The 22,504-nt window shown below is 39.9% G+C and carries 16 protein-coding genes and 2 pseudogenes; 8 read left to right on the top strand and 10 right to left on the bottom strand.

Annotation, left to right across the window (positions count from 1 at the left end):
• Window positions 1-94 precede the first annotated feature (94 nt).
• Window positions 95-999: pseudogene (locus V7K42_RS09790) on the bottom strand (IS701 family transposase); the annotation flags it as partial.
• A 270-nt stretch (window positions 1,000-1,269) separates the two neighbouring features.
• Between V7K42_RS09790 and V7K42_RS09785 the strand changes: the two are divergent.
• A pseudogene (locus V7K42_RS09785) lies at window positions 1,270-1,508 on the top strand (type II toxin-antitoxin system Phd/YefM family antitoxin).
• Between the two features lie 60 nt (window positions 1,509-1,568).
• Window positions 1,569-1,916: a type II toxin-antitoxin system VapC family toxin gene (locus V7K42_RS09780; protein WP_334915673.1), complete on the top strand. Its 348-nt coding sequence runs from the start codon at window positions 1,569-1,571 to the stop codon at window positions 1,914-1,916.
• Window positions 1,917-2,080: 164 nt separating this feature from the next.
• Here V7K42_RS09780 and V7K42_RS09775 read toward each other — a convergent pair whose 3' ends face one another.
• The gene (locus V7K42_RS09775) at window positions 2,081-3,079 is read right to left on the bottom strand and encodes a PRC-barrel domain-containing protein (protein ID WP_334915671.1); all 999 of its coding nucleotides are present in this window, start codon (window positions 3,077-3,079) and stop codon (window positions 2,081-2,083) included.
• A 58-nt stretch (window positions 3,080-3,137) separates the two neighbouring features.
• Window positions 3,138-6,767, bottom strand: coding sequence for a chromosome segregation protein SMC (smc, locus tag V7K42_RS09770; protein WP_334915669.1), 3,630 nt, complete (start codon window positions 6,765-6,767; stop codon window positions 3,138-3,140).
• A gap of 96 nt (window positions 6,768-6,863) precedes the next feature.
• Between smc and V7K42_RS09765 the strand changes: the two genes are divergently transcribed.
• Window positions 6,864-7,184, top strand: a complete 321-nt coding sequence (locus V7K42_RS09765) for a hypothetical protein (RefSeq protein ID WP_334915667.1) — start codon at window positions 6,864-6,866, stop codon at window positions 7,182-7,184.
• Between the two features lie 202 nt (window positions 7,185-7,386).
• The gene (locus tag V7K42_RS09760; protein WP_334915666.1) at window positions 7,387-8,211 is read left to right on the top strand and encodes a carbonic anhydrase; all 825 of its coding nucleotides are present in this window, start codon (window positions 7,387-7,389) and stop codon (window positions 8,209-8,211) included.
• A gap of 597 nt (window positions 8,212-8,808) precedes the next feature.
• Here the strand turns inward: V7K42_RS09760 and V7K42_RS09755 are convergent.
• Complete coding sequence (locus tag V7K42_RS09755; protein ID WP_334915665.1) at window positions 8,809-9,267, bottom strand: BON domain-containing protein; 459 nt, start codon at window positions 9,265-9,267, stop codon at window positions 8,809-8,811.
• A gap of 471 nt (window positions 9,268-9,738) precedes the next feature.
• Between V7K42_RS09755 and V7K42_RS09750 the strand changes: the two genes are divergently transcribed.
• Complete coding sequence (locus tag V7K42_RS09750; protein ID WP_334915664.1) at window positions 9,739-10,659, top strand: ribonuclease D; 921 nt, start codon at window positions 9,739-9,741, stop codon at window positions 10,657-10,659.
• A 366-nt stretch (window positions 10,660-11,025) separates the two neighbouring features.
• Window positions 11,026-11,868, top strand: a complete 843-nt coding sequence (locus V7K42_RS09745) for a tetratricopeptide repeat protein (protein ID WP_334915663.1) — start codon at window positions 11,026-11,028, stop codon at window positions 11,866-11,868.
• Between the two features lie 132 nt (window positions 11,869-12,000).
• Here V7K42_RS09745 and V7K42_RS09740 read toward each other — a convergent pair whose 3' ends face one another.
• Window positions 12,001-13,569, bottom strand: a complete 1,569-nt coding sequence (locus tag V7K42_RS09740) for a sodium:solute symporter family transporter (RefSeq protein WP_334915661.1) — start codon at window positions 13,567-13,569, stop codon at window positions 12,001-12,003.
• Between the two features lie 53 nt (window positions 13,570-13,622).
• Window positions 13,623-13,898 carry a DUF485 domain-containing protein gene (locus V7K42_RS09735; RefSeq protein ID WP_096536625.1) on the bottom strand — a complete coding sequence of 92 codons (276 nt, stop codon included), beginning with the start codon at window positions 13,896-13,898 and terminating at the stop codon, window positions 13,623-13,625.
• 528 nt (window positions 13,899-14,426) lie between these two features.
• Here V7K42_RS09735 and V7K42_RS09730 point away from each other — a divergent pair.
• On the top strand, window positions 14,427-15,050 hold the full coding sequence (locus V7K42_RS09730) for a site-2 protease family protein (RefSeq protein WP_334915659.1): 624 nt from the start codon (window positions 14,427-14,429) through the stop codon (window positions 15,048-15,050).
• A 102-nt stretch (window positions 15,051-15,152) separates the two neighbouring features.
• On the opposite strand, the gene V7K42_RS09725 is transcribed toward V7K42_RS09730, so the two are convergent.
• The 4 genes from V7K42_RS09725 to V7K42_RS09710 form a co-directional block, all read right to left on the bottom strand.
• Window positions 15,153-16,544: a hypothetical protein gene (locus V7K42_RS09725; RefSeq protein ID WP_334915658.1), complete on the bottom strand. Its 1,392-nt coding sequence runs from the start codon at window positions 16,542-16,544 to the stop codon at window positions 15,153-15,155.
• A 352-nt stretch (window positions 16,545-16,896) separates the two neighbouring features.
• Window positions 16,897-18,567 (bottom strand): phosphatidylglycerol lysyltransferase domain-containing protein, encoded by a 1,671-nt coding sequence (locus V7K42_RS09720; protein WP_334915656.1) that lies wholly within the window; start codon window positions 18,565-18,567, stop codon window positions 16,897-16,899.
• A gap of 648 nt (window positions 18,568-19,215) precedes the next feature.
• Window positions 19,216-20,118, bottom strand: coding sequence for an alpha/beta hydrolase (locus V7K42_RS09715; RefSeq protein ID WP_334915655.1), 903 nt, complete (start codon window positions 20,116-20,118; stop codon window positions 19,216-19,218).
• Window positions 20,119-20,256: 138 nt separating this feature from the next.
• Window positions 20,257-21,240, bottom strand: a complete 984-nt coding sequence (locus V7K42_RS09710; protein ID WP_334915653.1) for an alpha/beta hydrolase — start codon at window positions 21,238-21,240, stop codon at window positions 20,257-20,259.
• 137 nt (window positions 21,241-21,377) lie between these two features.
• Here V7K42_RS09710 and V7K42_RS09705 point away from each other — a divergent pair, with 137 nt between their 5' ends.
• Complete coding sequence (locus V7K42_RS09705; protein ID WP_334915651.1) at window positions 21,378-22,331, top strand: lysylphosphatidylglycerol synthase domain-containing protein; 954 nt, start codon at window positions 21,378-21,380, stop codon at window positions 22,329-22,331.
• Window positions 22,332-22,504: the final 173 nt, after the last annotated feature.

Below are 22,504 nucleotides of genomic sequence, written 5' to 3'. Positions count from 1 at the left end.
TCGCGGAGACTTTGAGACTGACAAGATAATATTTTTAATCTCTAATTGCATTTGATTTGCGTTCTCTCATATCGCTTTTAGTCTAAACTCCAGTTTTCAGTCTTAGCCAAACTAACATAGCGCAAGCAATATGATTTCTTTGAAGACGAGCTTTACGACATTGACATTATTCAATGCCAGTTAGTTGTTTTATTTCTCTATGAAACTCCTCTATTTTTCAACGGATTTTACACACCTGTTGTGTAACATCAGTAGAGCTTTGAGATAAATCGTTGGTTGCGACATAATCCGTTCTATCGGTAGAGATAGTAACCCGGAAGAGTTTCACTTTCTTCTCCGCAGGGAATCCTTTAATTTTTATGATTTTACCACATTCTAAATCTTTATTACTCCATTCTAAAGATTCAATATTTTTATATTTTTCTTTACCAAAACTATCATCCACTAAACGATTAGTCTTCAAAGGACAATAATAAATTTTGTCTGGACTATCTATTATATTGCATTAAATTATTGACCGCATACCAAATATCCATTAAAACTGTATCGCTCATGTTGAAGCTTTTGATATACAAGCCCTTGCAGCATATTTTTCACATGGTCTATCTTAGTTAAACCATCATTTTCTGGATTGAAAATACGATAATCTATTACCCAAAAATTGAGAGTTTTAGGATTAACATATATGCAATTTACTATTCCTATCCCTTTAATAACGCCATGTTCATTACCACTATACTGCCTTCGTACTATTTCTATTTCCTCAGAAAATCTTTTATCTAAAACTGGATCATCAAATATAATATAAGCATCCTCGTCATGGACAATTAAATCTTTGACATTATCCCAAAGTAAACGAGGAGTTAATTTTTCGCTTTTTAAATAATAATTGATTTTATCATGACTAATATTTGACAAATGTTCTGCTAGATTAGTCATTGTATAGTTAATTTGGCTGCTCAGTAAATATTGACAATAATTAAGTTTAGTAAATCTCATCACTAACTAACTTTTTGATGTACCTTCTATCAATTTTCTCATAAAATTTTGAAGAACAAAATACATCCTTGATTATTGTTAGTAATTCAAATAAAGCCAATCAAACACATTCTCGCTAATTGAATATGTATGTACTACTATCTAGCGATCGCACTGTGCCAGTTGCGTAAGTCCTGTGTTAAAAGAATATTGCGCTGCCCCAATCGCCAAAGCCGTCACAGGTAAAATAGATGTGCGCCAAGTCCCAATACGCTAACCCCAGAAGCCACTATGACGACACAAATCACCCTTTCCGACCTCCCCGCAAGCATCCAAACCCTACTCAACCAAGCCAAAAAACAGGCGAACCCCTCACTATTACCCAAAACGGTATCCCCTTCGCCATCATTTCCCCCATCAAGAAAAAATCCCTCATGGAAACCCTTTCCACCCTTGAACCACTGGACGAAGACTTTGCCGATGTGGACGAAGGATTATTACCCTTAGATGATATTGAGTTTTCAAAATGAGTTATTTATACTTAGTTAGATACAAACATTATTTCCGAACTAATTAAAAACCCCAGAGGAGTGGTATTTTCAAAAATTCAAGATGTTGGAGAAGACAAAATTTGTACAAGTATTGTCGTCGCTTGTGAATTAAGATTTGGGGCTAGAAAAAAGAACTCCCAAAAGCTCATAGAAAAAGTTGAAATAATTTTGGATAGTATTGAAATACTACCCCAAACTCATCCTTTAGAGCAATATTACGCAGAAATCCGCACTGATTTAGAACAACTTGGTAAACCGATTGGAGGTAATGACTTATTAATTTCTGCCCATTCTTTAACCCTTGGTCTAACTCTCGTTACCGCCAATACTCGTGAATTTTCCCGTGTTCCTAATTTAAAAGTAGAAAACTGGCTCGAACCTTGCTAAAAAATTAGCCATTTCCTTGTAAATTAAAAAAATTTTGTTTACTGCTTATTCCTCCGTGTCCTCTGCGCCTCTGTGGTTTGAGCATTATAAAAAATTAGCCCTCTCCTTACTTGTAAGGAAAGAGCTAAACTAATCTTCAAATTTAATTACGAATTACGAATTACTTAATACCCGCCTTCTTCTTCGTATTCTGGCTGCCTTTCTTTGACTTTCTTAGGAATATTCACAGGCTTCGGCTCATCTTCCCAAGCATCGCCGTCTACGTCGTCATAATCATCGTATTCATCAACATAAGGCTTGCTGTAAGGCTTGGCTTCATACTTTAGCGGCTGCGGTTGTTGATACCTGTCGGTACCTGTTGCTTCACTCCAGTTATCTTCTTCCTCGTCTTCTTCGTATTGAATAGACTCATATTGCCGCGCCTTCATTACCTGACGCTGTGGCCTTTCTTCTTCCACATAGTCTTCTGTCCATTCCTCTTCTCGCGCTACGGGTTCGGGGGCGCGAACTCTCTGCTTGGGTGGCTGCAATGGCACTCCACTAGGCAGTTGATTGGGTGCTGCAATTGTCCGGGGTGGAGTATAGCCGTATCCTTCTTCTTCTGCATCCCTCTCCCACGGCGCTTTGCCAATACCTAAACGCTCTAGTAAACCAGTTGTCAACTGATTCACCCGTTCTTCGGCTCCTTCAAATACAATCAATCTATTGGGGCCAGTGCTGACAATTTCATCCACTGAGAACTCGTAAGTACTCAAAAATTGGTCGGGAATCTGGGGCAATCCTAAAGAAGCGATGACTATGGAGTTAAGCTTTCCGGTTTCGCCGTTGAATTTGAAGCCCCGAACTTTGCCTAATACTTCACCTGTTTCTGTAATTACTTCCCAGTTAATCAGATTACTGAGAGATTCAACTTCAATATCTTCAATTACATCTTCGTTATCAACTAAGATGACATCACCAATTTGGCTGATGTTGTTGAGGTACATGTAGCGCGGTATGCCCGAAATGGAGATCAGGCTGTCTCGCAAACCAAGAGCCACAACCTCTCGTTGATCAATATCAACCCAGACTTGACTGATGATGCCTAGCCGCTTGCCGTTGTCGCGGGTAATCACCTGAGTGTTTAATATATCGGAACGTCTAATTATCTGTTCGGAGGTCATTCTATACCGAGTCCTGATCTCGAATCCGGTTTGTCCATACACTATTATTAACAAAAACTCAAGCAGATGTATTGGATGATTGTAATTTAATCCCCAAAACTTGAGTGTAAGCTCCTCGTGCTTGAGTAACGCCAATTGTGCGTTCGGCTGATTCTATCATCGGACGACGCAAACTCACAACTATAAATTGCGCTTGTTGTGACTGTTGCTTAATCATTCTAGCTAATCGTTCTACGTTTGCCCCATCTAAGAACATATCTACTTCGTCAAAGGCGTAAAATGGCGATGGACGGTAGCGTTGCAGGGCAAAGATAAAGCTCAAGGCTGTAAGTGATTTTTCTCCCCCAGACATGGAAGCTAGGCGTTGTACGGGTTTACCTTTGGGGTGCGCGACTAAATTCAGTCCACTGCTAAAGGGATCTTCGGGATTTTCGAGTTGTAAAAAGCCGTCGCCGTCTGAAAGAATGGCAAAAATTGATTGAAAGTTTTCGTTGACAGCATCGAATGCTTCTTTAAAGGCAAGTTGCCGCAATGTGGTAAAATTTTCAATCCGCAAAAGTAATTCGGTGCGTTCCCCTTCTAGTGTCTCTAATTTTTGCGTGAGTTCTTGGAGGCGGTTTTGAGTGCGTTCGTATTCTTCCAACGCCAGCATATTCACAGGTTCCATCGCCTGTAAGCGTTTGGTTAGCGATCGCAATTCTTTCTGCAATTCTTCTAAATCTACCTTATCTGGAACCTCTGGCAAGGGATTTGGTAATTCTGCTCCCATATCCCGTAACTGGCTTTGCAGTGCAATTAGTTCCTCCCGCCGCTTCTCTTGGGTTTCTTTGAGTTTTTCGATTTCCCATTGCAATTGTTGTTGGCGTAAAAGGTGCGATCGCACTTCTTGTTCTGTAGCGTCACGTTTTTGTTTCTCTTCTCCCAAATTTTGCTCCATAAGACTCAACGATAAACGGGTTTGGGTGATTTGCTCGACTATCGTTGTGATTTGGCTCAAGACGCGATTCATCGCGTCTCCACAAGAGGTTTTTTGGGTTTCATATTCGGTAATTCGTATCTCTGCTTCTTGGATTTTTTCTTGCGATCGCTGTTGCTGATTTTCCAAATTTTTTAATCTTTGTTCAGCTTCGCGTAATGTTGTCTCACGTTGTTGTAATTGTTGCTCTTGAATTTTAATTTTCGCTTGAATTTGTTGCCATTCACTAGGTGTTTGCGATGCTTCTAACTCTGCTAAAGCGTGTCGCAATTGTTGCAACTGAGTTTCTTGTCCTGGTAATTCCCGATCTAAAATTTCTAATCTTGATTGAGCGGTGGCTAACTTTTCGGTGTTTTGGGCGAGTTGCGATCGCGTCCCCTCTAATTGCGTTGTTAAATTTTTAATATCTTTCTGCAACTGTTCCAATTGCAACTGCTGTTCGCGTCGCGCCTGACGCGCTTCTGTGAGTTCCTGCGTCAGTTTTTTGCTTCTGACTGACAAAGTAGCGATCGCTTCTGTACAACGCTCTAAAACTCGCTCAATGTCCACCAAACGACTTCTCAAAGCGATCGCTTCATCAGATTCCGCCGCTTCTGCATTACCAAACCGCAAGGCTGAACGCTGGCTGTTGCTACCACCAGTCATTGCACCGCTAGTCTCCAGGAGTTCGCCGTCTAAGGTGACGATGCGATACAATCCTAAATTTTTCCGCGCCGCCTCCAGACTGGCAAATACGACTGTGTTACCGAAAACATAGCTAAATACATCTTTGTAACGGCGATCGCAATCGACTAAATTAACAGCATAATTAACGAAGCCACTAGCAAAACGCAGCGTTGCATCTTGAGTAAATTTGGGAGCGTGAATTTTATTCAGTGGTAAAAAAGTCGCTCTCCCTGCACGCTTCTGTTTGAGCAATTCAATCCCGGCTGCGGCGACACCATCATCTTCCACCACAATATGTCCTAAGCGTCCACCGGCAGCCATTTCTAAAGCTAGCTGATGGCGGGGTTCAACTTTTCCTAGCTGCACAACTAAGCCACAAAGTCCAGGCATTCCCGATTGTAAAATGACTTTACTCGCTTGGGTTCCTTGGACTTCTTGCTGTGCCTGAGTTTGCGCCTCTATTTTATCCAACTGGCGTTGTTTTTCCCGTTGTTCAAAAAGTAAACGCTTTTGGGTTTCCTGTTGGATTTGCAATTCTTGTTCTGTAGCTGAGAGATTTTGGGCTAAATTTTGGATGGGTTCGCTAGAGGCGTTAAATTCTGTTTCAATTTGACTACATTCAGTTTGTTTTTGGGCTAACAGGGGTTCATCGCGTTCAATTAACTGAGTTTGCTCCTCGATAAGTTGTTGTAACTGATTATTCCGTTCCGTGAGTTGTGCTTTTTCTGTGCGTTGCGGTTCTAGAGTTTGCAGCAGAGTTTCAATTTGACGGTTGAATGCCGTTTGTTGCTGCACCCACGCTTCGGAAGCCGAGGCGATTTCTGCGGCGGCTTCGCGGGAGGTTTCTAAGGCTTGGTGCGCTTCGTTTCTTTGTTGTTGTGAAGACGCGATGAATCGCGTCTCTACAATTTGTGTTTTGGCAATTTCTTCTAGGGAAAAACGGTGTTTTTGAATCTCTTGCTGAGTTTGAGTCAGACGTTTAGCGGTTTCCTGCGTTACCGTTTCTAATTCCGTTAGCTGACGCTGGAGTTGTTTTCGTTCTGCTTCTTGGGTGGCAAGGGTAGATTGTACCGCCAAAAGTTCATCTTCACCCAATGCTTTCACATGGGCATTGAGTTGTTCGAGTTCAGCACTTTTTTGGACGATTTCGGAATTGAGATTTGTGAGTTTGGTTGAGAGTTCACTAGAATTGCGATCGCCTGTTTGAATTTCGTGAACTAACTTTTCTTGTTGTGCTTGTAGCGATCGCCATGATAAAACAGCTTCCCAAGATTGTTTGGCAATAAATTCCGTGCGAAGCTTTTGATATCTCTCAGCTTTGGCGCGATCTTGGGAAAGGCGATCGCGCTGTGCAGTTAATTCTGTTTCAATAATCCGACAGCTATCTTCTTTTTCCTTCACCTCATCTAAAGTTGATTTGGCTTGAATTATTTTGCGATCGAACGCCGCCACCCCCGCCAATTCATCAATAATTTCCCGCCGTTCCCGCGCATTCATTGAGATAATGCTGGTGACATCGCCTTGCAGCACCACATTGTAGCCTTCAGGATAAACCCGCAGGTTACTTAATTCTCCATGCAATTCTGTCAACGTGCAAGATTCACCATTGATATAGTAATTCGACGTATAACTTCCTTGGTGAGTGACTCGCAGCCTTCTAGTAACACTCCACTCTGCCGATTTTGGATTTTGGATTTTGGATTTTGGTTCTTCCTCTGCTTCCCCTACTTCCTCTACCTCCTCCCTTTGCGCCTTTGTGTCTTTGTGTGAGATTTCATCTGACAAATCAAACGTCACAGTGACGCTAGCTTCAATAGAAGACCGTCCTTTAGACGTTTGGGTGTTATTTACCAAATCTGGGAGACGATCGGCTCGCATTCCCTTAGAACTGGAGAGTCCGAGGCAAAATAGCAGTGCATCTAGAATATTAGATTTACCGGAACCATTTGGCCCAGATATAACAGTACACCCCGGCAGCAAAGGGACTGAGGTAGTACCGCCGAAGGATTTGAAGTTGGTAAGTTCCACGCGCTTGATATGAACCATAGGCGCTGGTTAACTGGGCTAATGAAGAACAAGTGTATCAACTAATTAAAAATTCGCAATAGGGTAGGAGGGAGGATTGAGAATTATTGTAGGTAGATGCGTTGCTGTGAGACTGCAAGCTTCATCCGAAAGGCTGAACGCAGGCGATCGCTCAGTGTACAGCGAAAATTCTTATCTCAGGGACTTCCAAATAAAAAAATACTCAAAAAACTGACGAAAAAACTCTCTTTTCCTCATTCCTCTGTGTTGCGCCAGGTGCTACAACGGGGCGAACCCCCCTCCGGGTTCGCCAGTCGCCTACGGCGGGAAACCCGCCTACAGCGCTGGACTCACCGCAACGCACTGGCTTCTCTGTATCTCTGTGGTTCGTTTCATTTGGATAATTTATTTCTTGGAAGTCCCTCAGGATATAACTAGTAACGTGACTTGCTAAGGAACAGAGAGGAGCAAGGGAAAAAAGCCAGTCAACCCAATGGTAGAGGATATTAAAAGCACCAAATGAATTTATAATATAGTAATCTTTACAATTGTAAAAACGTAGAAAGAAAGCCCTCTTTACTACCTCAATCTGCTCCGTATAATTTGGCTCTTAACCCGCAAATATTTGTAGAACTTAGTAATGAAGAGATTAATTAAAGGTCTGCGTGAATTTAAATCTAGCTATTTTTCGACACATCAACAATTGTTTGAGCAACTTTCACATGGACAAAAGCCCAGGGTATTGTTTATTACCTGTTCTGATTCGCGTCTCGATCCAAATCTAATTACACAAGCCCAAGTCGGTGAATTATTTGTCATTCGTAATGCAGGTAACATCATTCCACCGTATGGAGCAAGTAATGGCGGTGAAGGTGCGACAATTGAATATGCTGTTCAAGCTTTAGATATTCGCCAAATTATTATTTGTGGTCACTCTCATTGCGGTGCAATGAAAGGATTAATGAAGTTACATAATCTCAGCGACGAAATGCCGCTTGTACATGATTGGCTTAAATACGCAGAGGCAACTCGAAGGTTAGTTATAGACCACTACAGTGACTACGATGGAGAAGAACTGCTAGAGATTATGATTGCCGAAAATGTTCTTACTCAAATTGAGAATTTGCGGACTTATCCAGTGATTCACTCTAAGCTTCATCAGGGGGAACTCAGCATTTATGCTTGGATTTATCACATTGAAACAGGAGAAGTTTTCGCATACGATCCCCAGAAGCACGCTTATGTTTTACCTCAGACTCAGCTTCCAGAATCAGAAATAGATGAGTCGTTCAGAGGTCAGTATGCAAATACCAATGGACCAGTGCATTTACCTCAAAACCAGCAAAATGATGTTCAACCTTATGAAAAAGTGTCTGTTTCTGAATTTGAGTGGTTTCCAATGAAACGCCTTTCTCCAGAGCAGATGGAGCGAATTTATCGAGGTTCAAATAATAATGGAAGTTGAAATATGAGAATATAGAATAACAACTTCACATATCACCATAACTGAAAAAGATTTGGCAGGATTAGACTTAGAGTATATTTGAAAAGTATTTCGCCGTGATTTAAGAGGTTGTTTGAAAAGTATTTGGCTGTGATTTTAGGCACTTAGAGATCCCCCCTAGCCCCCTTAAAAAAGGGGGAACCGGAATCAAAGTCCCCCAATTTATCGGGGGATTTAGGGAGATATGAAATGTTTTGCTACCAACGAGAGGACTTGTTCATTCATCCTCTTAGACTGCTTGTGAGATAAGCTGGCGGTAAGCACTGCATGAAAAAACTTTAGACTAATCAAATTTCGCTTTAATTACATCTTAAAGATTTTCCGGTATTTCTAAAAATAAGTCATAGCTAAACTAAAGTTTACTCAAGTGGACGGAAAAATGGTTTCAGTCTTTTTTATAAGACTTTAACTATTAACTAGAGGTTTAGAAAGTCATTCAAGTGGTATCAACTACCTACTTTACATTTTATTTAACCAAGTAAAAAACAGAGACTTACATTTATGTAAGTCTCTGTTTGGCTTTTATGCCGATACTAACTGAAAGCTTCAGCTATTCTTTTATGGCTTTTTTACAGTTCCAACTTTTGCTTCTACCTTCACCGTCTTCACGCCTTGAACTTCCTTAGCCAAAGTTTCAGCTTTCTTGAGTTCTTCAGCAGAACTTACTGTACCTTTGAGGATAATTTCACCCTCTTTGTTTTCAACTTGTAATTTATTGCCTGGTAAGCCTTTATTCAACTTTGCGCTCACTTCAGTTTTTAAGTCACCTTTAACTTTTGTTGCTGCCGTTTTTTCAGAACCAGTTTTAACTTTAGTATCTGTGGTAGCTGCTAAAGGAGTCGCTTCTGTTGCTGGAACTTTAGCAGTTTCATTTGTCACAGAAGCTGGTTTTGCTGGTACTTGAGCAGCTTCATTAGTAGCATTAGGAGTTTCTGAACCAGTTTTAGGAGCCTCTTGGCAGCCAAAAGTACCAACTACCAAAATGCTACTAACTAGTAATAGAATTAGCTTTTTCATTATCTATCTCCGAATTGAGTATTTGAAGCGATTAATTGAGGTGTGTGATGGTGAGGAGCAGATGTTAAAAAGCAATTAAATGTGAAGTAGCAAAAGTGCCCAAGCAATTACTCAGGTTACTGAAAACTGAAACTTGGACTATTTCTTAAGGCTAAGATTTTGCAGCCATTTTTGAAAAGCGCCAATTCAATTTTCCTAACGGCTGCTAACCAGCATAGCTCTGCATAGAGTCTGTCGCTCTCTGTCAACTTAGCGTAGATGCTAAGGAGCTTTTTTGAGTGTAGACTATGCAGCCTTACAGTGGTGACTTGATGTTATCAGATTTGAGGCAAGTTTGGCGATATCTACGCCTACACAGCTCAAAATTTCGGTACTTTTACAATATTGTGCCAGCAAAATTACCAACTAAATGCTACTTTATAAAACTATGGCTTGCTTACAATGCCCTAAATATTCAGGAAATATCAGCTAATGCCCTACCTCACTTGTGCCAGCGAAATTAGTGCTATTGTCGCTGAATATACCAGTGCAAAAACACTGTGGATAGATACAGAAGTAGCTGATTATAAAAGTCGTAATCCCCGACTATCACTGATTCAAGTGTTAGATAATCCTCAAGATATGAGTGGCGATCGCGTCTACCTTTTAGATGTGTTAGATAAGCCTAATATTATAGCTGAATTTATTGAAAAAATTATGATAAATTCTGCCATTGAAAAAGTTTTTCACAACGCCAGTTATGATTTAAAACTTCTCGGTAGTAAGAAAGCTAAAAATATTACTTGCACTTTGGAAATGGCAAAAAAAATTCCCTACTATCTTTTGCCATTACCTAATTACCAACTCAAAACCATAGCTACGGCACTTTGTAGCTTTAACAATATCGATAAACAAGAACAAACAAGCGATTGGGCAAAACGCCCCCTGACTGAAGAACAGATAGAGTATGCTTACTTAGACTGTATTTATCTTGCTCAAATCCACTTAAATTTGTTAGGTTTACAAGCCCAAGCCAGCCCCGAACCCGCAACGGAAGATTTAATATCACTAAGTACTAGATACTCACAACTTGAGCAACAATACAAGTTGTTGAATTCAGAATTTGAGCATTTGCAAGAACGGATGAAAAAAGCCATGCAAGCTCAGAATATATCTGAAACTTCTTATCATAAGCTGACAAGTTACGATCGCACTACAATCAAAGCTAGTTTTACAGAATTATTAAAGCTGGTACAAACCCAAGATATTGATTTAGATTTCCCTGTCACACTAACTCAAAAACTCCAAAAAGATTTAGGGACAAATCTGGAACAACTGTCTGTAGATATTGAAAAAACTACCTCTTGGCGACTAACTCCCAAAACTCAAGAGAGTGAAACAGAAGATGAGTAAATTGTCTATAAGGCTACAAATGTCAGAATTTAGGGAGTATTTATTTAAAACAAATCTTAACATTTAAAATATAAATTTTCAAAAAGTATCATAAAAAACATGCTCGACAGTAGTTTTCTGTTCAGAAATCTATTGTCAAGAAGTAGAGAGATGACAATACTAAAAAGTAGGATTGACAATTTTTATACTTTATAATTAAGATTTTTTATTTAATATAACTATGAAAGAAATATATTGAATATCAGGTAAATTTGTTAATTGACTTTAAACGTCTATCAAAAGTTAGAATGACAATTGAGTTAAAGAATTAAAATCTAGATTTTGGTACTAAGTGTGTTCAGGTGTTATGGCAGTTTATATTAAATTATGAGACGGCGTTTATTTAGACAAAAGCGAACAAGGGTAAATCAAATATTTACCATAGCTATTTTTACTACATTGACAGCAATTAGCAGTGTTTCTTGTAGCAAGAATGACAATGTTTTGGTGACAGAAATAGGAGTTACTACACCTAGCCGTCGTTCAGCTACAGCTTCCAGAGGTGGAGAATTCTATCTTCAGGGAAAAAATCAGCATTTAAACGGCGATTTACAAGCTGCGATCGCTTCCTATAGTAAAGCAATTGCTCAAAACTCTCAATATGGTGCTGCCTACAACGGTCGCGGATTAGCCTACTTTGATTTGGGAGACAAGGAAAAAGCGATCGCAGATTACAATCAAGCCCTCCGCATTAATCCTAACGACGCTGAAGCTTACAATAACTTGGGGAATGCCCGTGCTTCACTAGAAGGTAACAGAGAAGCAGTGAAAGATTATAGTGAAGCGATTCGCCTTAATCCCAACTATGCCGAAGCCTACAATAACCGAGGAAATGCCCGCGCCGCCAATGGAGACAAAAAAGGGGCAATAGACGATCTCGATCAAGCAATTCTCCTCAACCCCAAATATGCGATCGCTTATAATAACCGAGGAAATGTTCGTGCTGCCAATGGAGATCCAAAGGGTGCGATCGCAGATTACAATCAAGCTATTCGCCTCAACCCTAACTTTGCCCCTGCCTACAACAACCGAGGAAACGCCCGCGCCACCAATGGAGACAAACAGGGAGCGCTTAAGGATTTACAACAAGCAGCAAGCATCTTTCAAAGTCAAGGTAGCAACGACTTATATGAACAAGTGATGAAAAACATCAAAGAGCTTAGACAGTAGGCAGAGAGGTAGAGAGCAGGGGAGGCAGGGGAGGCAGGGGAGGCAGGGGAGGCAGGGGAGGCAGGGGAGGCAGGGGAGGCAGGGGGAGAAGAACTATTAATATTGCTCAATGCCCAATTACAAATGACAAAATCACATCCCAGAACCAATGTGGATGCGATCCTCAACTTCTGCAAATTTTTCCTGTGCTTGTTGTTCAGTAGTCAACAATGAAACGACAATCGCCACAATAAACGCTAAGGGAATAGTAACTAATCCCGGATTTTTCAGTGGGAAGGGTGCAGAAGCGTGCTTGAGAATTGTCACCTGAATAGTAGGTGATAAATAAATCAGCAGTAACGAGGAGAAAGTACCAACTAACATACTCGCAACCGCCCCGCTAGTGGTGAAGCGTCGCCAAAGCATTGATAGCAGCAATGCTGGGAAGTTGGCACTAGCTGCGATCGCAAATGCTAAACCTACCATATAAGCGACGTTTTGTCCTTTAAACAAGATACCCAGAAATATCGCCAGTAATCCCAAAGCCATTGTCGCGCCGCGAGCTACCTTCAGTTGTTCTGACTCGTCAGCATGACCTGAGCGCACCACGTTCACCCATAAATCATGAGACAGTGCAGCCGCTCCTGAGAGGGTTAACCCCGCTACAACTGCCAAAATTGTCGCAAAGGAAACAGCAGAAATAAAGCCTAAGAAAGCATCACCACCGAGAAATTCTGCCAACATCGGTGCAGCCATGTTACCACCAGTCCCAATTTGCTTGATGGCATCTTGCCCTACTAACGCCATTGCTCCAAAGCCCAGGATGAAGGTAAGGAGATAAAAAACGCCAATAATAGCTGTGGCGTAAGTAACAGAGAGCCGCGCTGCTTTAGCGTCTGGTACTGTGTAGAAACGCATCAGGATGTGGGGTAATCCAGCAGTGCCGAACATCAACGACATCCCCAAGGAGATGGCATCAAAGGGGTCAGAAACCTGTTTGCCTGGAGCTAATACACCCGGATACTTGTCTGCCGCGGCGGCGAAAAGAGCGAGTGGGTTAAAACCAAATCTTGCCAGTACCAAGATAGCTAGCAAGATAGTTCCGCCGAGCAACAGAACTGCTTTAATAATTTGTACCCAAGTAGTGGCAATCATGCCGCCAAAAATCACATAGGCCATCATCACACAACCGACGATGACCACGGCTAATTCATAATCAAAGCCAAACAGTAGTTTAATTAGCTCCCCAGCTCCTACCATTTGGGCAATTAAGTAAAAGCTAATCACTGCCAGCGTTCCAATGGCAGATGCGATGCGGACAGGTTTTTGTTGTAAACGATAAGCCACTACATCGGCAAAGGTGTATTTGCCTAAGTTACGTAATGGTTCCGCAATCAAAAACATCACAATCGGCCAGCCCACCAGGAAGCCAATAGAATAAATTAAGCCGTCAAAGCCGTTGAGTGCCACCAGCCCAGTAATACCTAAAAAGCTAGCTGCACTCATAAAGTCTCCTGCTAGGGCTAGCCCATTTTGGAAACCACTGATATTACCGCCAGCTGTATAGAAGTGGGCAGTATTTTTGGTAAGCTTTGCCGCCCAAAAGGTAATACCTAGAGAACTGACAACAAACAGAAAAAAGAAAGCGATCGCTAACGGGTTAAACTTACCAAGACTGGTAATATCCGCCGCTAATGGCAGATCCAACCACACACTATTCATGCTTTTTTGGTTTAGTATTTTGGATTTGGAACTAGAAATTGCTAATAGCTAATTTACTTACGTGTCAGCCTAGCGATTTGGTCGTCATAACTGCTATTTGCCCAGCGCACGTAGATAAAAATTAATACCCATGCTGAGACAATTACTAACGCCCCTAGTAAAATTCCCAGACTGAGACCAGGAACTACTAATGACCCCAAAAGGGGCTTATTGAATGCGATTAGCAAGATAAAGCCAAAGTAAATAAACATCATGGCTCCACTGAGAATCAGGGATACGCGCCAACGTTCAGCCGCGAGAGCCTGGAGAGCCTTTGTGCGATCGTTCATGTCTTCCTTTAGGTTGAGAAGATTAGGTCAGATTGTCTCATTGAAGTTGATTTATGCACAATTTTCTTAAAGATTATTAGTAAATCTATTGTTATTTCAGGTAATAAAATTAACCTTGCAAGGTGATGTAACAAAATAACAAGACAATAGCATAGCCGCTCTGTTTTTAGGCAGAGACACATGAAACTATAGATGCAGTTAGACACAAACAAAGCCGAACTATTTATAATTTATAATTTATGGTTTTGTATTTTATTATACTAGTTTACTTCTTATCTGGCTCAGCATTTACCTTTTATATACTAAAAAATACAATATATACGTAGTTGCCACCAGGCTTTAAAATCCTTCGAGTGTTATAAAATATTTTTTTAAGCTATCAAATCAACTGAGATTAATAAAAGTAGTAAATTTTGATTTATAAAATATACCAGAAATCACAGTAGCAGATTAAGCAAATATTCTAATAACATTTATATCAAGAGCTTGTTACTGGACAAATAGGGCATTACCAAAATTTAGTAAAGTATGTTTATCAAAATACTCATCACAGAGCCGATTCTTTTTTTCAGAATCGTTTTAATTGTCATATTTTCCATTACTTTGCATGAACTTGCTCACGGCTGGGCTGCTATGAGCCAAGGAGATAATACTCCACAAAAAACTGGTCATCTTACGCTTAATCCTCTAGTTCACATGGGCAAAGAATCGATTATTTTTCTGTGCCTCATAGGTATAGCTTGGGGAAAAATGCCCGTAAACCCGTCTAATTTTCGCTCTCCCAAGCTAGGTAATATTTTGGTATCGGCAGCTGGGCCATTATCAAATCTGGCTTTAGGCATTCTATTTATTTTAGTGCTGAAATTTATCTCTAATCAGAGTCTTACAGGGCTTTTCAATGAGGAATTTATTTACTTAGCGGCTCGGATAAATTTGACCTTATTTCTATTTAATCTGCTCCCAATTCCACCCCTAGATGGATTTCATGTTTTCAGTGAAATTTTTCCTCAGCTAAAGCCACTGCAATATAGCCAATTTGGAATTTTTGCAATGATGCTTCTATTTATAATTCCAGAATTTGGGACGGGACTTAGTGATATGACTGATTTAGTTATCCAGTCGGTGCTTGGGGGAGAATCAGCAGCTTCTTAAGTAAGAATAGATTATTTATTCATATAATAATCTTATTTTTTGAGATAATTTAAACTAAACCGATAAAACCCCGATTTTTTAGTACATCGGGGTTCTTGTTGTTTATGAAATATTTAGTATGGGCACATTTTTACTGTAATATTCAGTTTTGACATAGATGCTGATTATACTATCACCAACTGCAAAAAAACTGCCCTCTTGCTCATTTTTGGAAAATTGCAAATTTGGGTATTTAGCAGCAGCTTCTTCAGCAGTCATAGGTTTTGCTTCTATTTGCTCTGGCAATAGTCCAGTACAACCAATGTAAAATACCAAAGGAGAAATTTTATCTTGGTAGATATTTTCTATATATTTCTCTAGCTTGTTATTCGCTGTCGTCAAAGCTGCAATCGTTTCCTCTTTGCTGATTTGCTTACCAGTTTGTTTATCCTGAAATAACTGCGCCAAACTATCAGCACCAACTTTCTTAAGAATACCTACAACAATGCCATTTTGCTCAAACCCAAGAAAATCATCAAAAATTGGTTTCATCAACTCATCGACTTTTGTAATCTTGGTACGTGATGAAAGTAACCTGTGTCTAACAGCGAGATTCTCATTAAATGCCATCTCAAAACTTGGCTTAATGATAATCTCTCCAGTTTCCTTGTCATAAAGACGATACATTTTATTCAGAAACTTGTTGGCAGAATGTAACTTACTTAGGTTTAGAATATCTTGACTGCCAATGTCAATCTTATAGCTCAATCTTGAGTCAAGAGTACCATTAAACAGAGCTTCATGAATGTCTATATATTCGTTAGTTGTTGGAAAATTGATGTAAGCATTTTTGGATAGATAGTGCTTTTGAAACTCATCTAACTGTGGTGCTATGAATACATCTGACTCCTTTTTCAAGTGAGCAGAAATAATACTAGTAAGCACTTTAATTTCTGCAAGTTGATTGAATAATCCATTAATACTACTGTAAGAACTATCATAAGCTACAAGCGGTAAGTTATCTAGATGGATAGAATATTCAGTATGGAAGTCAAATTTTTCTGCATCTAAAACACCCTTTTTTTTGAGTAAATCAAAAGCTTTTTTACTACTAATTTTGACTTGTAAGGACTTTATATTGATTTTGCCATCACTTACAATTGTGTAGTTATTAAAACTATTGAGGTTATTTATCAGTAAACCTGCTACTTCAAGAGTGGGGGTTTTATCTTCAGATTTAGCAAGTCTAACTTTCCGTTTGATAAGCAGATTGATAGTAGCAGTATTGCGATTAAACTGAAACTCGCCCATACCAACATACTCAACATTATCTATATATTCTGTTTGCAGCCAAGGTTGAAGCAGTTCTCCACTTTCGTTTCTCACACCTCTAACCCGTTTGATGCCTGTTCTTTGATAATGTTCTTGCAGATGCTTGATATTGACGATAATATTGTTACGATATTCTGCAAAAATTTTGATGAGTTCTAGCAGACAAATTTGATTATTTGTCATATTGTCACCTTCCATCTAAAGGTAAATAATCTGTTAAAGCCACAGTTGAGAATCAGTTCTGCCAAAGGAAAAACTTAAAGGACAAACACACAATAAAATCATGCCAAATATGTGCTAAACAAGGGAAAAAATCTCCTTGTTGAAGGTAGGTAAACTTTGGGCATTGCCTGCCAAACTTAGCGTTGCAGCTTTATATAGTACAATTATACTATATAAAATTTAGTTGTGTAGGCATAGTCCATCGTAGATATCGCTGTGCAATGAGGTGTTATGCTGCGATCGCGGATTTATGCCATACTACTGACTCTTTTTAATTTTTGCGCCTCTGAGTGACTTTGTATAAACTCGTTATTTACGCACCAGGTTTGAAATAATCAAAAAGGCGATCGCCTGAATCTGCGCGAATCAATGCTACAACTACATCTGGTAAGGCGGTTAAACTGGGGTAAACTAAATAACGTGGTTCCCAACGGGGACGAAACTTCTCTCTGTAGGCGTGCAGTCCCTTGAAATTGTAGAAGCGATTCAAGTGCCCGTAAAGATAGTGCAATACTCTCTCTAAGCGGCGTGATTCTGGGTTCTCTCCAACTCCTGCAAGGGCAGAAAGACCGAAATTAAAGCTGTCGTAACCACACTCTTTAAAATGTTGAAGCAGGGAAACAAATAAAAAGTCCATTGTGCCATTTTCGATGGACGCGCGATGTCGCATCATGTCAATAGTGGCTTCGTTGAGTTGGTATTCTTTGAGAATGTTGGCAAAGGCGCTGATGTTACCTTCAGGATTATGCACCACAGCAATCTCGCACTCTCGCAGGTAAGCTTCGTCAAACCAACCCAAAGAAAAGTGTTTTTCCGAACCTTGTACCATTTTCAGCCATTCATCACTTACAGATTTGAGCAGGTGCAATAAATCATTGGCGATGGGTGGTTGGTAAAATTCGATTTGGTATCCTAACTTACTTAAACGACTGATTGATGGTCTAAAGTTTTTACCGGCTTTACCTTGTAATGTAAAACTTTTCAGGTCAACGATCGCTTCTTCTCCAATTTTGAGTACCTTAAACCCCAATGACCTATAAAGCTCAACATCATCGGGCAAAGTTTGGTAAAAGCCTGGATACCAGTCGTTGCGTTGGCAAAACTGCTGGAAAGCAACAATTGTCTCTTTGCGGTCTTCAATGGGGCCTACGGGATCTCCTAATGCGATCGCACCCCTGCCTTTGGGAACATAAGCTATTACACTATTACCAGTAGGACTAAAATAATAACTTTTATCATTTAAGAGTGCGATCGCTGCTAGAGAAGAATGTCCATATTGTTCGACAATTTCTTTTGCTCTTTTTCGCTCATTTGGCGTTGCTAAATTACGCCAAAACACAGGTTGCAACAGCATTACCATTGCGTATGTAATAGTAACTCCGGCAATAATATAAATAGAATTAGCAAAAAATTCTCCAAATTTGCTCTTTGGTTGCAGTCCCCAATTATCCTCAGTGAAGAACATTGCTAAAGTCTGAAGTACAGCTTCACGCCAATTAAAATTTTCCGAAAATTTGCCGTCTAGCAAGTAAAATCCAATAGTTCCGTATGCCAGAGTAAATAGTAAAGCACCAATAAGCACTCGAACTCCCCGTGCAATGGAAGGACGGTCTGATTGCGCCGTGAAAAAATGGCGCATCAAGATTAACTGCACCAATAAAACTCCAGAGAGGAGACTTTCTTCATAGTCCAGTCCCTTAAGCAAGTGGCTGAAAATAGAAATTACTAGTAAACCAATAGTCAGTAACCAGGCTATTCTTTTTCGGCGTAATAAGTTAGTAGCAAGTGTGAGTAAAACAAACCCAGTTAGCGCTGCAAATACATGACCGCTAGCACGAATATCAAACGGAAAAAATTCTTTCAGCCAGTGATTTCGCCCATATAGGTTAGGTGTCACTGCTGACAACAAATTCACTACTCCGACTAAACCTGTAAGGAAAGCTGCACTCCAAAGTCCAATCTGAGTTTTTAAATTATTGGTCATTAGTCTAGAAGTATTAATTAGAAGTTAGAAGTTAGGAAGTTTTTGCTCTACCACTGTTTTTAGAGGATGTTTTAAAAGTTCTATTGTAGGTATCAAAACGTTCTATATCCTCCTAAATCCACCGATAAATTGGGGGACTTTGATTCTTTCCCCTTTTTAAGCTACTGTGTATAAACAAGTCTGAAGTCATTAATGAATATCGGTTTTAACCCACCCTAACCCTCCCCGATATATTGGGGAGGGAACCGGAAATCTTATTTCCCCCCAATACATCGGGGAGATTAAGGGGGTAATTTGACTTGTGTATACACGGTAGCCTTTTAAGGGGGGTTAGGGGAGATCGCTAAGTGCCTAAAATCACGGCGAAATACTTGTTTATTCATCCTCTTAGAGACTAAAATAATAAACAAACCAATTTTACAGGCTGTATTATCTATACCGATTAAGTTTTAATGTTTTGAATTTTCTCCATAACACCTTAATTTTAATGCCTTGTACCAATTCTTTGTGAAATTGCACAAAAGTCAGTCTTGGTAAGACTTGGGGCTTAGGCAACTGGTTCTATGCAATCTCACAACTAATTAGTATTAGCACAACGGAAGTGGTAGAACCTGATTTTTAAAATTCTAACTCCTAACTCCATAATTCTTAACTCTTAACTTTTTTAAATTGTTCTCCTACATACGAGAGCGAATCTTTAAGATGCTTGTGGAAGTAGTTCCAGCCTATATCTGCACCTGACAAACCATGACCGCCTGGAAAGGCATAAAATACGTGAGCAATGCCTAATTTGTTTAAGGTTTCGTTGAAAGCTTTGGTCGAAGCCAGCAAATTAGTATCGTTCAGACCTGCATCCAGGTAAACACGTAATTGCTTTCTATCTTCAGGTGGTAGCTGTTGCACGATTTGTTGGGGACTATTTTTTGAACCGCTATTATCAGTAAAATAACCGCTATGGCTAAACAGAATATGAAAGTTGTTAAGATAGCGTAACCCGATATTTAGCGCCCCCCATCCCCCAGAAGACAGACCTCCTAACGCCCAAAACTGGGGTTGTTCTAAAGTGCGGTAGCGCGACTTGACAACCTGCACTAATTCTGAGCCAATCAAAGTCCCCATTTTGCCATTCGGCCCATCAAAGTAATCGGGATCGTATAAAGGACTGGAACCGCGATTATCATTACCATCAGGTGTAATCACAATTGATGGCGGTAATTTTCCACTTTTATAAAGTTCATGTAGTACGTCTAAGACTGCATACTTGTCAGCATAGGCACGGGCATCATCATGACCGCCGTGGAGCAAAAATATTACAGGGTAGCGCTTTTGCAGATTTTTATTATAGCCAGGGGGCAAAATCACACCGTAGTTGCGGACTGCACCCATCGCTTGGGAATTGAAGGTTGCTAATTGAAACTTGAGTCCAGTATCTGCCTCTTCTTTGGGTGGGTCTAGTTGTGGCGCACCCAAAATAAATACATAATAATAACCAGCAGAAGCGAGGAGTGCGATCGCTCCGATCAAACTAATTAAAAGTTTAGAATTCTTCATATTTATTTAGCGTTCCAAAAAATCACCTCCCTTAGAACTTACTATAGTTAATCCGATCGGAAATGGCAGTAGAGTTTTCCACATTGATGTTTAAATCTCAACGGTTTTGCAAAATAGAATTATTTCAATTGGTAATTGCTAATTGTTTTGAATATTTTTATGATCGTTAATACCTAAATTAGTAGCCTTATGTGCATGTGCTATTTCAGCCGATTTAAATTGTTCGCCCACAAATGTCAAAGAATCAGCTAAATGTTCTCGCCAGTATTGCCAAGTATGACTGCCAGGAAACTGACGAAACGAATTAGAAATTTTTAGGTTATTCAATACTTTAGAAAAGTTTTTAGCTGCGTCAATTTCTTCAATATCTGATGTCCCAGAATCTAGGTAGATTCGCAATCTTTTTTTAGCTGGTGTGGGAATGCTTTTAATATAAGTTATTGGACTATTTATCGGGCCGCTTTTATCATGAAAATAACCACTATGACTAAATAAAATTGAGAAATGATTCACGTTGTGTAATCCCACATTCATTGCACCCCAACCACCAGAAGATAAACCACCTATTGCCCAAAAATCTGGATTAGTTAGTGTACGATAACGGTTTTGCACAACTTTTACCAACTCATCGCCCAAGGCTGTGGAGACTTTACCGTTAGGGCCATCAATATATTGAGGATCCCAATAGGGACTAGAGCCACGTTTGTCGTTGCCATCTGGTGTGATAATAATGCTGGGTGGCAACTTACCTGTAGTATAAAGTTGTTCCACAGTCTTAAGAGCTTGTCCCTTGCCTTGAATAAACCAATCAGTGGGATTACCATGTCCACCGTGGAGGAGAAAAATTACAGGATATCTTTGTTTTGGATTTTGCTCATAGCCAGGGGGTAAAGAAACGCCGTAAGTGCGACTTGCACCCATTAATTGACTATTGTAGGTTGCAATTTTGTAGGTTAAGTGAGTAGCTAAGTTACCAGTATTAGGCTGGGTTGGAATCGCGGAAGGCGTTGTTTGTAAATCCTGCTGTTGAGGTGGTTTTGCTACAACAGTTGGAGATAAATTACAGCCAACTAGGGTTAATAGTGAAACTAGCAAGAGATTTTTTGATTGTTTGTAGTTCATTTTTGAAGGGCACTGGACAGTCTGTGCTGGCAACAATCAAGTTTACGCAAGTAATTTGTCAATGTTGTGTCAACAGGATGGAAACTTTGCGACTTGTTGTAAGTTAAAAGTCAAGAGTTAGAATAAGTTTGTTTACGATGCTTAAAAAACTGCAAATCAATTTCAGCACACTGTTTGGCTTGTCGTTGCTGGTGCTTTCTTTGTGGGCGATCGCTAACGAACTGCACGAGTATAATTATCGTGACATCCTCAACTCTCTAGCTGCTATCCCCAAAAGCCGCTTAAGCTGGGCAATTTGGCTGACAATCTTGGGTTATCTAGTGATGATTGGGTACGATATTTTGGGTTTTAGTTACATTAATCGTTCCCTAAGTTGGAACAAGATTGCTTTAACCAGCTTTATTAGCTCTGCATTTAGTAATACCATCGGTTTTGCTTTACTGACTGGTAGTGCTATCCGTTATCGATTTTACTCCAGTTGGGGAGTGTCAGCAGTTGCGATCGCTCAAGTAATCGCTTTCGCCAATTTTACTTTTTGGCTGGGGATGTTTACCGTTGCTGGTTGCTTATTTCTCATCAATCCCCTGAAAATTCCTACTCAACTACATTTACCTTTTACCACTGTGCGTCCCATCGGCGTAATTTTTCTGCTATTAGTCGCTGGTTATTTGGTAGGAAGTATTTTTATTAAACAACCGTTAATAATTCGTGGACAAGAATTTCGATTTCCTGATTTTAAGATATCCCTTATCCAGATAGCAATTTCTAGTCTTGATTGGATTTTAGCCGCAGCAGTTCTTTATGCTGTGCTTCCCAGTAATATATCTCTGTCCTATCTGGACTTTTTGGGTATCTACTTACTAGCGATGTTTGCAGGAGTTGTTAGTAATGTTCCCGGTGGTTTGGGAGTATTTGAAACTATAATTTTGCTGATTCTCTCATCCAAAGTTTCGGCGGCGGCAATTTTAGGCTCAATGCTAGCTTACCGGGGAGTCTATTATTTCTTACCTTTGCTAGTAGCATCGGGTTTGCTAGGACTTTATGAAATTATATTTAGAACCCGTAATTTAAAAAATATCAATAAACTGTAAAATTCAGCTTCAGTATGAACACTAACAATGAGATACCCGACTTATCGGATAAGTCAAGTATCTTAGGCTTTCAAATAATTTAAATTTATAAACGCTGTTAATTTTAAATGCGATATCTTCACAACTAGCGGCAAAAGTTCATAATTTTTGCTGAGGCGATCGCTAATCTAATT

Source organism: Nostoc sp., assembly GCF_036917455.1.
Lineage (GTDB): Bacteria > Cyanobacteriota > Cyanobacteriia > Cyanobacteriales > Nostocaceae > Nostoc.
This window is presented reverse-complemented; position numbering and strand designations above follow the sequence as displayed.